The organism is Neisseria polysaccharea, assembly GCF_963392925.1.
GTDB lineage: Bacteria > Pseudomonadota > Gammaproteobacteria > Burkholderiales > Neisseriaceae > Neisseria > Neisseria polysaccharea.
In genome coordinates this window covers 1-11945 of the sequence record NZ_CAUJNZ010000025.1, presented here as the reverse complement: position 1 = coordinate 11945, position 11945 = coordinate 1, and the positions used below count along the sequence as shown (strand labels likewise).

At 48.5% G+C, this 11945-nt stretch carries 13 protein-coding genes and 1 pseudogene; 7 read left to right on the top strand and 7 right to left on the bottom strand.

Annotation, left to right across the window (positions count from 1 at the left end; all coding sequences use genetic code 11):
- The 3 genes from RDY34_RS10360 to RDY34_RS10350 all read left to right on the top strand — a co-directional run.
- Positions 1-1223: transferrin-binding protein-like solute binding protein (locus RDY34_RS10360; RefSeq protein WP_308184575.1), on the top strand; the 1223-nt coding region annotated here is incomplete at its 5' end.
- Between the two features lie 305 nt (positions 1224-1528).
- Positions 1529-1777 carry a type II toxin-antitoxin system Phd/YefM family antitoxin gene (locus RDY34_RS10355; protein ID WP_002232950.1) on the top strand — a complete coding sequence of 83 codons (249 nt, stop codon included), beginning with the start codon at positions 1529-1531 and terminating at the stop codon, positions 1775-1777.
- Positions 1774-2160 (top strand): type II toxin-antitoxin system VapC family toxin, encoded by a 387-nt coding sequence (locus tag RDY34_RS10350; RefSeq protein ID WP_002218920.1) that lies wholly within the window; start codon positions 1774-1776, stop codon positions 2158-2160. Before RDY34_RS10355 ends, RDY34_RS10350 begins: the two co-directional genes overlap by 4 nt.
- Positions 2161-2351: 191 nt before the next feature.
- Here the strand turns inward: RDY34_RS10350 and RDY34_RS10345 are convergent, their stop codons facing one another.
- The gene (locus RDY34_RS10345; RefSeq protein WP_443677935.1) at positions 2352-2864 is read right to left on the bottom strand and encodes an excinuclease; all 513 of its coding nucleotides are present in this window, start codon (positions 2862-2864) and stop codon (positions 2352-2354) included.
- Between the two features lie 96 nt (positions 2865-2960).
- Complete coding sequence (gene trhP / locus RDY34_RS10340; protein ID WP_308184574.1) at positions 2961-4316, bottom strand: prephenate-dependent tRNA uridine(34) hydroxylase TrhP; 1356 nt, start codon at positions 4314-4316, stop codon at positions 2961-2963.
- A 324-nt stretch (positions 4317-4640) separates the two neighbouring features.
- Here trhP and RDY34_RS10335 point away from each other — a divergent pair, with 324 nt between their 5' ends.
- Complete coding sequence (locus RDY34_RS10335) at positions 4641-5429, top strand: Cof-type HAD-IIB family hydrolase (RefSeq protein WP_308074047.1); 789 nt, start codon at positions 4641-4643, stop codon at positions 5427-5429.
- Between the two features lie 45 nt (positions 5430-5474).
- Here the strand turns inward: RDY34_RS10335 and RDY34_RS10330 are convergent, their stop codons facing one another.
- Positions 5475-6074: an adenine phosphoribosyltransferase gene (locus RDY34_RS10330; protein WP_308074045.1), complete on the bottom strand. Its 600-nt coding sequence runs from the start codon at positions 6072-6074 to the stop codon at positions 5475-5477.
- Between the two features lie 127 nt (positions 6075-6201).
- Here RDY34_RS10330 and gmk point away from each other — a divergent pair, with 127 nt between their 5' ends.
- The 3 genes from gmk (at position 6202) to RDY34_RS10315 (ending at position 9333) form a co-directional block, all read left to right on the top strand.
- Positions 6202-6819: a guanylate kinase gene (gene gmk / locus RDY34_RS10325; RefSeq protein WP_003753722.1), complete on the top strand. Its 618-nt coding sequence runs from the start codon at positions 6202-6204 to the stop codon at positions 6817-6819.
- A 58-nt stretch (positions 6820-6877) separates the two neighbouring features.
- The gene (gene rpoZ, locus RDY34_RS10320) at positions 6878-7084 is read left to right on the top strand and encodes a DNA-directed RNA polymerase subunit omega (RefSeq protein WP_002212665.1); all 207 of its coding nucleotides are present in this window, start codon (positions 6878-6880) and stop codon (positions 7082-7084) included.
- 92 nt (positions 7085-7176) lie between these two features.
- Positions 7177-9333, top strand: coding sequence for a RelA/SpoT family protein (locus RDY34_RS10315; protein ID WP_308074043.1), 2157 nt, complete (start codon positions 7177-7179; stop codon positions 9331-9333).
- A gap of 69 nt (positions 9334-9402) precedes the next feature.
- Here RDY34_RS10315 and RDY34_RS10310 read toward each other — a convergent pair.
- From RDY34_RS10310 to coaBC, 4 genes and pseudogenes are all read right to left on the bottom strand, one after another.
- Positions 9403-9615, bottom strand: a pseudogene (locus RDY34_RS10310) (hemagglutinin repeat-containing protein); the annotation flags it as partial.
- 113 nt (positions 9616-9728) lie between these two features.
- Positions 9729-10205 (bottom strand): SMI1/KNR4 family protein, encoded by a 477-nt coding sequence (locus RDY34_RS10305; protein WP_003753728.1) that lies wholly within the window; start codon positions 10203-10205, stop codon positions 9729-9731.
- 2 nt (positions 10206-10207) lie between these two features.
- On the bottom strand, positions 10208-10438 hold the full coding sequence (locus tag RDY34_RS10300; protein WP_042742443.1) for an HNH endonuclease: 231 nt from the start codon (positions 10436-10438) through the stop codon (positions 10208-10210).
- Positions 10425-11630, bottom strand: a complete 1206-nt coding sequence (gene coaBC / locus RDY34_RS10295; RefSeq protein WP_003753730.1) for a bifunctional phosphopantothenoylcysteine decarboxylase/phosphopantothenate--cysteine ligase CoaBC — start codon at positions 11628-11630, stop codon at positions 10425-10427. The genes RDY34_RS10300 and coaBC overlap by 14 nt, the downstream gene beginning before the upstream one ends.
- Between the last annotated feature and the right edge of the window lie 315 nt (positions 11631-11945).

Sequence of the window (11945 nt, the reverse complement as noted above, 5' to 3'; positions counted from 1 at the left end):
CCCCCCCCACTGATACGGGAAACCCTGCTACAGGTGCTGATACGGCAAGCCCCTCGGCAGGTGGGGGCGATGGGACATCAAAAACAGAAATGCCGCCTAAAGATACGCAAGGGGAAAGCGCGCCGGCAGGCGCTGATGGCGGAGTGCAAAATGATGCGCCCCAACATAATGATAATGCGCTGGCAAACGGCACATCCGACACGCAGCCTGAAAACAACCGTGATATGCCCGTCAGTGCCGACGGAGGGGCAGATGGCGGCAATCAGGATACCGATGCGCCGAAAAATGCGGAATCTCAAGATGGTACGGAAGGAAACGCTGTAAGCGAAGGCACAGGGATGCCGACAAACCCTCCTTCTGAAAAAACCGAACATACTGAGGTTGCGACGAATGCCGAAGATGCAAACCCGCCGTCGAAAGCCGAAAATTCTGATGAGGTGGGGCAAGGCGGGATGCAGGCTGATGAGGCGGACGGCAGGCAGGATGCGGAAGAGGGGTTGCAAGGCGACGACCCGGCCGCCCATTCTCCCCAAGATCAAGACCAAAACCCCCAAAATGCTGCCGATAACCGACCTAAAACAGGCGTGTTTGGCGAGAAATATTTTGACGGTACGGGAGACATTACAACTTTAGTGATAAATGGAGAAACTATTAATTTAAAGGAAGCTAGTGAGACTGTATCACGTAATCACCCCGGTTTGATGAGTGATTTTGACAAAGTAATGGTTTCTCAAAAACAATATACGCACCTGATTTATGGGGCGGCTAAATTAAAAGATGGCTCATATACTCTTTTTGTACAAGGTCAGCCGACAGAAGCCCTGCCGGAAGGTAAAGCTAAATATCAAGGTAAGGTGCTTCATTTCCGTTCCCGCAATGTTACTGATAAAACAGACTGGTTGAATGAAGGAAATTCATATAGGGCGACAGGTACGTTTACCGCAGAAGTCGATTTCGGTCAGAAGTCTGTAAACGGGACAATCAATAGTGGCGATGGTTTATATATGGGAACAAAGAAATTTGCCGCCACGATTGAGGGAAGCGGCTTTAAAGGCGGATGGGATACGAAAGAACAAGGAGATGTTGAAGGGAACTTTTATGGCTCTAATGGAGATGAAATGGCGGGCAGATACAGTTTCAATAAAACCCCTGGTAAAAATGATGTTTCGAGCGACAACGGCTTCGGTGTATTTGCAGGCAAAAAAGAAGCAAACGCCCGTTGATATTTATCCTGTGTTTCACAGTCGGGAACAGTGGCGTTTCCTTTAGACAGGGCATCGGGCAACACCTTGATGTGTTGTCCCACCTGCAGAAGCAATCCTAATTGAACGATTATCTGTATTACCGATTTGATTGATGAACTATGCCGTCTGAAAAATGTTTCAGACGGCATTTTTGGTTGCCGAAGATTGTTACTAAATAGCAAGGTGTGAATAAAACGGCGGATATAATCAAATATATGTAATGAGATTCCCAAAATCTTGGTAATAATGTATATTAGTCAAGTTAGCTAATCATGAGAAGTGTTATGTTTCAAGCGAATATTCATCAGGCAAAAACCAATTTGAGTCAATTGATTCAAAGAGCAGAAGCAGGGGAAATCGTTATTATTGCGAAGGCAGGTAAGCCTTGCGTCCAACTAACCGGTATTGAAAAACCGGCACGAAATGCAGGAAGGTTGAAAAAATTCAGTCATATGGAAAATACGGATATTTCACGTATTCTTGAGGATGACAATGAAACGGCAGCTTTATTTTTTGAGGAGTCGGCTCTGTGAGAAAGATTCTGCTTGATACCCATGCTTTGCTGTGGTGGTTGTTGGATGACAAGAAACTGGGGACATCTGCACGCAAACTGATAGAAAATCCGAGAAATGCGATCTTTGTCAGTGCGGCAAGTATTTGGGAAATTTCCATCAAGCAGAACAAGGGGTTGTTGAAATTACCGGAAGAGTTTTTTGATGTGCTTCAAGAAGAGGATTTTGAAATGCTGCCTATAGGTCTGTTTCATGCAAAACAGGCTGGAAGCCTTCCGGAAATACACAAAGACCCTTTCGATAGGATGTTGATTGCACAAACCCAAGCGGAAGGCTTTGAACTGATGACTGTCGATGAATATATTCCGCAATATGGAATTAGAGTTGTCAACGCATCAAGCTGACAAATATAGAAACTGTGTACACAAGAAAGACCGCCGAGGCGGTCTTTTCGGTTATTGTCTTCGCTTAAAAGCCAGACTTCCGTCGTGGACTATAGGTGTGCCCCGATCTGAATCTGCCGCACAATAAGGCAAGGGGATTAAAAATGCCGTCTGAAAAATGTTTCAGACGGCATTTTTTGATTGCCGATATGTTAACGGACGACATTGGCGCGCATGACCACGCGGACGTGGAACGAGCCTGCCTGACAGTCGTATTGCCCGCCTTGCAGCGTTTGCTTGTCAAAGTAGCTGTGGAAGCCGGTAACGCCGCGTCCGCCGAGTTTGCCGGCGGTCTGCTGGAATTTGCGGGCGGCATTGATTAGGGCGCGTTCGCAGGCCTCGGAGTCGGATTTGCCTACGCCGTTTGCCGCTTGCCGTGTAACCAGATTCCTGCCGTTTGCAACCGGTACGCCGCCGCCGCCGAAGCTGACGGGAATCCCGGATTCCAATACGCCGTCTGCAATGGCTGCATTTATTGCCGCCTGACCGTTGCTGCAACGGTAAATGATGTTTTTGCCGCCTCCTGCGGTGTCTCCACGGATGACTTTGCATGATTCTCCGGTCGGAGTGCCGGCGGATGCCGTGTGCGCGTTTTTAGGCGCGCGGCCGGATTGGCAGGCTGCCAGCATCAGGGCGGCGGCGGAGAGTATGAGGATTTTTTTCATGTCGGATGTCCTTGTTTGCTGTGGGAAATCATTAGCATTGTACCGTAAGATTTAACAAAATGCCGTCTGAAAACAGGTTTCAGACGGCATCGTGGCTTAGGGGTTCAATACGCGTGCGATAAGGGCTTTTTCTTTGCCCCGCATATTGGGGATTTTGACCTGAATGCCGTTGCCGGGTGCGACATCGACAGGCTGGCCTTTGCGGGTCATTTGTTCCAATTTGATGGTTTGGTTGCCGCCCGGGTGGATGATTTCGAGTGAATCGCCGACGGCGAAGCGGTTTTTGACTTCGATGGTCGCCCAGCCGTTTTCGTCGATTTCGGTAACGTGTCCGACGTATTGGCTTTGTTTGGCGATGGAGTGGCCGCTGAGGTAGTTTTGATAATCTTGGGTTTGGTGGCGCTCGAGGAAGCCGCTGGTGTAGCCACGGTTGGCGAGGCCTTCGAGTTCACTCAACAGGCTGTAATCAAACGGACGGCCTGCAACGGCATCATCAATCGCTTTGCGGTAGGACTGGGCGACGCGTGCAACATAATAGAGCGACTTGGTGCGGCCTTCGACTTTGAGGCTGTCCACGCCGATTTTGGCCAGTTTCTCAACCACTTCAATACCGCGAAGGTCTTTGGAATTCATGATGTAGGTGCCGTGTTCGTCTTCCATAATCGGCATCATCTCGCCGGGGCGGTTGGACTCTTCAATCAGGAAGACTTTGTCGGCGTAGGGGTGGCGTTTTTGACCGTTGATGCCTTCGAAATTTTGGTTGGCTTCTTCTTGGGCTTTTTCAAAGTTGAAGCCTTGTAGAAGCTGGGCGTCGCCCGCATCGCTTTCAGTGGCGTTGTGAACCTTGTAGTCCCAACGGCAGGAGTTGGTGCAGGTGCCTTGGTTGGGGTCGCGGTGGTTGAAATAGCCCGACAACAGGCAACGGCCTGAATAAGCGATGCACAATGCGCCGTGGATGAAGACTTCGAGTTCGATGTCGGGGCATTCTTGGCGGATTTCGGCGATTTCTTCCATGCTCAATTCGCGTGACAGAATAATGCGTTCGACACCGATGTTCTGCCAGAATTTCACGCCCCAGTAGTTGGTGGTGTTTGCCTGTACGGACAAGTGGATCGGCATTTCCGGCCATTTTTCGCGCACAGTCATAATCAAACCCGGATCCGCCATAATCAGCGCGTCAGGTTTCATGGCAATCAAGGGCTCCATATCCGAAACAAAGGTTTTGAGTTTGGAGTTGTGCGGCAGCGTATTGACGGTAAGGAAGAATTTTTTGTTGCGTTCGTGCGCTTCTTTAATGCCTTGCTCGAGGATGTCGAGTTTGGCAAATTCGTTGTTGCGGGCGCGCAGGGAATAACGCGGGCTGCCGGCATAAACGGCATCTGCGCCGTAGTCGTAGGCGGCGCGCATACGTTCGAGACCGCCTGCTGGCAATAAGAGTTCGGGTGCTTTCATCGTGTTTCCTTTTCGGTTGAAACCCCGCCCTTTAGGGCGGCAGGATCAGACTTTATTTGGGAGGGGCGTAACCCTTTCCGAATCAGGGCAACACATAGGGCGACGCTTTATGTGTCGTCCTGTGTGTTGAAACATGATTTGTGTGCTTTGTAAAAATGTTTCAGACGGCATTGCTGCAAATGCCGTCTGAAGGGTGTTTGAAGATGGGCGGATTATCCGCCTTTTCGTGTTCGCGGTCAATTTTGCCGGGAAATTTATAAGGATTTATCAAGTATTTGCCTGATTGGGATACAATGCGGCAGTTTGAATGCGAGAGAGAATGTGATGAGTCCTAAAATCGTGTTTTTCGACATTGACGATACGCTGTACCGCAAATATACGGATACCTTGCGTCCTTCCGTGAAAACGGCGGTGGCGGCTTTGCGCGGCAAGGGTATATTGACGGCGTTGGCAACGGGGCGGTCTTTGGCGACGATTCCTGAAAAGGTCAGGGACATGATGGCGGAAACGGGAATGGATGCCGTGGTAACGATAAACGGGCAGTTTGCGCTGCTGCACGGTAAAACTGTGCGCGAAGTACCGATGGATGCCGGTTTGATGGGCAGGGTTTGCGCGCATTTGGATGGCTTGGGCATGGATTATGCGTTTGTCGGCAGAGAGGGGATTGCGGTGTCCGCGCTGTCGGAATGCGTGTGCCGCGCCTTGCAGCATATCGCCAGCGATTTTTTTGCCGATAAGGATTATTTCTCAAGCAAACCGGTGTATCAGATGCTGGTGTTTGCGGAGGAAAACGAAATGCCGCCCTGGTCGGATATTGTGGAACGGGAAGGCTTGAAAACGGTGCGCTGGCACGAGGAAGCGGTCGATCTGCTGCCTGCGGGTGCGTCGAAAACAGACGGCATCAGAAGCGTGGTTGGGGCATTGGGTTTGGAAATGGCGGATGTGATGGCGTTCGGCGATGGTTTGAACGATGTGGAAATGCTGTCAGAAGTCGGGTTCGGCGTGGCAATGGGCAACGGGGAACAGGCGGCGAAAGAAGCGGCGAAATATGTTTGCCCCAGCGTTGATGAAGACGGCGTGTTGAGGGGCTTGCAAGATTTGGGCGTGATTTGAACGCATAATAACAACCCTGCCGGTTTCAGACGGCAGGGTCGGTTTTCAGCCCTTCATACAGCCTTCGTTTTGAAGCAGGGTAAATAAGGGCGCGCCGCTTGCACGGATATTCTTGCCGCCTTGAAGGTCGGTAAATTCCAAAATGGCGGCGGCTTCGACAATTTCTCCGCCGAGTTTGCGGATCAGCTCCAGTCCGGCAAGCATCGTGCCGCCCGTGGCAACCAAATCATCGACCAGCAGCACGCGCGAACCGGGTTTGACGGCATCGGTGTGAATTTCCACTGTCGCTTCCCCGTATTCGAGCGCGTAGCTTTGCGATACGGTTTCAAAAGGCAGCTTGCCTTTTTTGCGGATGGGTACGAAACCGACGTTGAGCTGGTAGGCGAGTGCCGCGCCGATAATGAAGCCGCGCGCGTCCAAACCGGCAACGATGTCGATTTTCTGATCCATATAGCGGTAAACCAATAAATCAACTAAAAGGCGGAAGTATTCCGCACTTTGCAGGACGGGCGTGATGTCGTGGAATAAGATGCCTTTTTGCGGCCAGTTTTCGATTTTGCGGATTTTGTCGGCAAGCGCGCCGACACTCATAGCTTCGGGATGAACCAGCATTGTGTGTTCCATGTTTGATGTTTTTAACGCCATATTGTAGCCGTCAGCCTGCCGCTTGCCAAATCAATCAAAACAATAGCGGCAAAATATGGGCATCGGTAAATAGGAAACCGAGTGTCCGTTGTGATACAATCGGCTGGAAAATATACAGGTAAAAAATATGTCCGCTTATCGAAAAGGCAACATCTTTATCATTTCGGCCGCTTCCGGCACGGGCAAAACCACGCTGGTGTCGCGGCTGTTGGCAAACCATAACGGTTTGCGCGTTTCCGTGTCGCACACGACGCGCCCGCCGCGTGAAGGCGAAGCAAACGGCGTACATTATCACTTTGTTTCCAAAGAAGAGTTTGAGTCGCTTATCGCGCAGGAAGCTTTTTTGGAATACGCCGATGTGTTCGGCAACTATTACGGCACAAGCGCGGAGGGCGTGAATGCGTTGGCGGCGGCAGGCTATGACGTGATTTTGGAAATCGACGTTCAGGGCGCGGCGCAGGTTCGCGACGCGCTGCCTGAAGCCGTCGGCATCTTTATCCTGCCGCCTTCTTTCGACGTACTTGCCGCGCGCCTCAACGGACGCGGGACGGACAGTCAGGAAGTTATCCAAAGGAGGCTGTCGAAGGCAAGGCATGAAATCGAACAGTCCGTATTGTTCGACTTTGTCGTGGTCAATGACGACTTGGCGCGAGCGGAGGAGGATTTGGTTCATATTGTGAGTTCTTGCCGTCTAAAAAAATCCGTGCAACTGGGGTTTATTGCGAATTTGTTGGAAAATTCCTAGAAAACGGCGAAAATATCCAGTTCCCATTTTTAAATATTCTTGAAAGAAAGCAAATAATATGGCACGTATTACCACAGAAGACTGTACCGGAAAAATTTCCAACCATTTTGACCTGACATTGGTAGCGGCCCGTCGGGCCCGCCAGCTTGAGAACGGCAATACGCCGCTTGTGGACGATGTCCGCAATAACAAACCGACCGTTACCGCATTAAGGGAAATCGCCGCCGGGCATATCGGTACGGAACTGTTGACGCGCAATAAATAAATTCTGCCGGAAACGCACGTCGGCACATTCTGCCGCCGTGCAGTCCGACGGTTTGAAATGAAAAAACACATACATCCCGAAAGCCGTCTGAAATGCCCGCCCCCCAACCTTCCGCCCCTTATGATCCCCTGACCGCCGAAGCGCGTGCCCTGCTTTTCCATACCGCCTCCTACCTCAAGCCTGAAGAACAGGTTGAGCTCGAGAAGGCTGTTGCCTATGCATTTCACGCTCATGACGGACAAACCCGGAAAAGTGGCGAACCATACATTACGCATCCAATTGCCGTTGCGACGCAGCTCGCCCTTTGGCATATGGACGTACAGGGTCTTTGTGCAGGTGTAATGCACGATGTGCTGGAAGATACAGGCGTTATGAAAGAGGAGATGGCCGCAAGATTCGGCAATACGATTGCCGAGATGGTGGACGGTCTGTCCAAGCTTGAAAAACTCAAATTTGAAGATCATGCAGAGCATCAGGCGGAGAGTTTCCGCAAACTGATTTTGGCAATGACCAAAGATGTACGCGTGATTGTCGTTAAACTTGCCGACCGTCTGCATAATATGCGGACACTCGGTTCGATGCGTCCGGACAAGCGTCGCCGTATTGCAAAAGAAACCCTTGAAATCTATGCGCAAATTGCCAACCGTATAGGTTTGAATAATGCATATCAAGAGCTTCAGGATTTATCTTTCCAGAATCTCCATCCCAATCGCTATGAAACCATGAAAAAGGCGATGGATAAGAGTCGGAAAAACAGGCAGGATGTTGTTGGAAAGATTTTGCGTGCGTTCAGCCAGCGTTTGGTAGGGGCGAACATAGAAGCCAAAATCAAGGGTAGGGAAAAGAACCTGTACGGCATCTATCGGAAAATGTTAGAAAAAAAACTGCATTTCTCCGAAGTTATGGATATTTACGGTTTCCGTGTCATCGTTAACAGTATTCCTGCATGTTATGCTGCGCTCGGAGCATTGCACAACCTCTATCAGCCCAAGCCCGGACGGTTTAAAGACTACATCGCTATTCCGAAAAGCAACGGTTATCAAAGTCTGCATACGACTTTGGTCGGGCCTTATGGTTTGCCGGTTGAAGTGCAGATACGTACCAGGGAAATGGATGCTGTTGCCGAAGGTGGAATCGCCGGACATTGGAGCTATAAATCAGATTCCAAAACGGTCGATCAGGCAGTGCTGCACACCAATCAATGGTTGAAAAACATTTTAGACTTGCAGGCAAGTAGTGCCAATGCTATTGAGTTTCTTGAACACGTCAAGGTAGATTTGTTTCCAAACGAAATATATATCCTTACGCCAAAAGGAAAAATCCTAACATTGCCCAAGGGTGCAACACCTATCGATTTTGCTTATGCGGTGCATACCGATATTGGGCATAAAACCGTTGCCGCACGTATCAACAATATCATGATGCCGTTGCGTACGAAGCTCAAAACCGGCGATTCCGTCGAAATTATTACATCCGAACATGCCAAACCCAATCCCGCGTGGTTGAATTTCGCCGTGTCAGGCAGGGCGCGCAGCGCCATACGCCAATATATTAAAAACCTTAACCGGCACGATGCGGTCGTTTTGGGAGAGAGTCTCTTACAAAAAGCCCTGTCCAGTTTGCTGCCCAAAGATGTCCTGCTTTCAGACGGCATCAAAGAAAAATACCTTGCCGATCTCAACGACAAACAGACTTCATTTGAGGAAGTGCTGTACAACGTCGGTATGGGGCATACCCTGCCTGTTTATGTCGCCATGCACATTGCCGAGTTGGCAGGGGAGCATTTCGGCAGCGAGGTCAGGCTCAGTTCCATTAAAGTCGATGGTCAGGAAAGCGGGCATATTCATTTTGCAGAGTGCTGCCACCCTGTTCCCGGCGATTCCATCCGTTTGCTGTTGGTTAAGGGAAAAGGCATGATTATCCACAGGGATACCTGCCCGACGTTGTTGAAGTCCGATCCCGAACAGCAGCTGGATGCAGACTGGGAAAATATGAACGGGCAGAACTACCGTGTCGGGCTTCAAGTCCAATCGGAAGACAGCCACGGCCTGTTGGCATTAATGGCGCAAGCGATTTCCGATTCCGGTGCAGACATTGAGTCGGTCGAAACACCATCCAAATCCCAGTCGGGAACGGAAGGTTTTGTCGAATTTAAATTCTTATTGAAAGTTAAGAATTTGGATCAGTTGAATCAGATTATTCAAAATCTGCACAGCATCCCATATATCCGCAAAGTCATCAGAAGTTGAAGCAGGTAAAACGGGTTGCCTTTTTGAGTAATAGACAACCCGTGTTATGGTTTATCCGTTCAATTGCTTATCTGCCTGTATGCTTTTGACGATAAGTTGCGCACCTTTGAGGGTGGTATCCCCGCCGCTTCGGATAATCGTTTTGCCGGCCGTGCTGCTGATATGGGTGTGGCGGTAAGCTGCTTTTGTCTGATTGCTGTAGCTACTTGTTGAAAGAAAGGTCGTCTGAAACCGTATTTGTTGTTTCAGACGGCCTCTTAGCTCAAACCTTGAGAAGCGCATACGTGCGTTCCGCACACATCCTACTTGTTGAGTTTAGGTTTCATATGGACTACGGCTTGCTGATTTCAGACGATCTTTTTAATTTAGTTGGGTTTTCAACTCAACTTACACACTTAATCTGAAAGTTCATACAGCATATCCAAAAAGGCATCAAAACTATCTGCAATATGGCTAGTTACCATTTTCGTATCTCCATTCTCATCTTCATAAAAATCATCATGATACATCAGAATGATACATGGATTTTCATTGCATTTTCTGTAATCAAAACAGATATAATCGCCATTGGCTGAAATCCCAAAAGTAATTACTTTTTTTGCATACCCATATTCATCATCAATACATGAATAGCTATAAATATCTTCATAGCCTAAATTTTGCTTATACCCTAAAAATGAAATGTCTCTTTCATCATTTTCACCGTATTGATTGACAAAATTGAAAATATTTTCTTTAGGGTATAAATGATCATGTTTGCTAAGAAGTGATACATATGAAACAGGAAAAACGACCCCTGCATCTTCAGCAAATTGTTGAATTGTTCTTATTGGAACCAATCCCTCATCTGATGATATTGATAGTTCTTCCATGTTCACTGATCTTTCTTTAACGATTTTTGACCGGTATGTCTAACAGCGTTATGAATACTATTAGGAATTAACTGCATATTATTAGGAGGGCTTTGCGCATTATGATGCCATGTATAACCAGGAATTTTTTCATTTCCTGCTTTAATCTTCGTTATTTGTTCATTAGTAAATTGATTTTTGGGCACTTGTCCACGTTCAATAGTTTTCCATAAATCTTTACTAGCTACCCTCATCTGTCCCGTATTTGTTCAAATATACGGCAAGCCTTTCAACAATCCGCATTGCCGCTTCATCTTTACTTGTTTCGGGAAAAGACAGTTCCCCGTCGTCCCCGATAATGGTAATCCGGTTGGTCGGTTTGCCCATCGCGATTGAAACATCATTGGCAACGATCACCGGTATTTTTTTCTTAATACGTTTTTCCCGCGCATATGCCAATACATTCTCCGTTTCAGCGGCAAAACCGATGCAGAACGGCGGGTTCGGCAATGAGGCAATAGAAGCCAAAATATCGGGGTTCTCATCCAATTCGATGGATAACGGTTTGGCATTTTTATCTTTTTTGAATTTTTGCGTACTCCTGTTTTTAACCTTATAGTCTGAGACGGCGGCAACAGAAATAAAAGCATCTTGTTTGTCGATTAAACGATGCACTGCGCGATGCATATCTTCAACACTGACGGTTTGAACCGTATTGGATATACCGAAAGGCAGTTCGGTTTGAAGTTGCCCGTAAATCAGGCTGACTTCCGCACCGGCGGCACGGCACGCCCGCGCCAAAGCCACGCCCATTTTCCCGCTGGAAATATTTGTGATGCCCCTGACAGGGTCAATGGCTTCAAATGTCGCACCTGCGGTAATCAAGATTTTCTTGTCCCTTAAAATTTTCGGTGTCCACAAGTCTGGAAGCAAATCCAGCAATTCGGCAGGTTCCGGCATCCTTCCCATACCATTTTCTCCGCAAGCCTGTTCGCCCAAGCCCGGCATATAGACAGTAATGCCGTCTGAAAGCAGTTGTGCGATATTCCGTTGGTTGGCAGGGTTGAGCCACATTTCCACATTCATCGCGGGAGCGATGGCAAGAGGACATTTCCGTGCGGCTGCCAGATTGGTCAGTAGGTTATCTGCCACGCCGTTACAGATTTTTGCCACGGTATTCATACTTGCCGGCGCAATCAGAAAAACATCCGCATTCCGGGTCAGGTTGATATGTTCCATACCGTTTGAACCGTTGCTGCCGTGCGTGTCGGTCAGAACGGGATTGCCGCTCAAAGCCTGAAAAGTCAGCGGAGAAACAAATTCAGTTGCCGAGCGGCTCATAACCACCGTAACCGAATGCCCCTGTTTTTTCAGCAGTCGCACCAACTCGCAAGACTTATACGCCGCAATACTGCCCGTTACACCTAAAAGAATATGTTTGCCCATTTTGACAATTTCTAATTACGAAGAAAAAACAGCATCCATTCTATAACAAAGTACGGATACATTAGTTACCGTTTTGGATACAAAATGCCGTCTGAAGCCCCAAGTTTCAGACGGCATATTCACAAAGGCGCACCAGTCAGAGGAGGGGGAGGAAGGGATTATTGGAGGCGGCGCAGCATTTGGCAGAAATAAAAAACCTTATCCGACAGAGATATGACGAATTTCCCAAAAAAATCCCGCTGAAAGTATTGACCGTATACGTCTTCAAGCGTATAGTTCGGTTCTTCGCCACTGACGAAGCGGCGGTGATAAAGC

Bases quoted from the DNA above. Each gene is read 5' to 3' on its own strand.
- RDY34_RS10355 (WP_002232950.1), top strand. From the start codon at position 1,529: ATGTTTCAAGCGAATATTCATCAGGCAAAAACCAATTTGAGTCAATTG.
- RDY34_RS10345 (WP_443677935.1), bottom strand. From the start codon at position 2,864: ATGAAAAAAATCCTCATACTCTCCGCCGCCGCCCTGATGCTGGCAGCC.
- trhP (WP_308184574.1), bottom strand. From the start codon at position 4,316: ATGAAAGCACCCGAACTCTTATTGCCAGCAGGCGGTCTCGAACGTATG.
- RDY34_RS10335 (WP_308074047.1), top strand. From the start codon at position 4,641: ATGAGTCCTAAAATCGTGTTTTTCGACATTGACGATACGCTGTACCGC.
- RDY34_RS10330 (WP_308074045.1), bottom strand. From the start codon at position 6,074: ATGGCGTTAAAAACATCAAACATGGAACACACAATGCTGGTTCATCCC.
- gmk (WP_003753722.1), top strand. From the start codon at position 6,202: ATGTCCGCTTATCGAAAAGGCAACATCTTTATCATTTCGGCCGCTTCC.
- rpoZ (WP_002212665.1), top strand. From the start codon at position 6,878: ATGGCACGTATTACCACAGAAGACTGTACCGGAAAAATTTCCAACCAT.
- RDY34_RS10315 (WP_308074043.1), top strand. From the start codon at position 7,177: ATGCCCGCCCCCCAACCTTCCGCCCCTTATGATCCCCTGACCGCCGAA.
- RDY34_RS10305 (WP_003753728.1), bottom strand. From the start codon at position 10,205: ATGGAAGAACTATCAATATCATCAGATGAGGGATTGGTTCCAATAAGA.
- RDY34_RS10300 (WP_042742443.1), bottom strand. From the start codon at position 10,438: ATGAGGGTAGCTAGTAAAGATTTATGGAAAACTATTGAACGTGGACAA.
- coaBC (WP_003753730.1), bottom strand. From the start codon at position 11,630: ATGGGCAAACATATTCTTTTAGGTGTAACGGGCAGTATTGCGGCGTAT.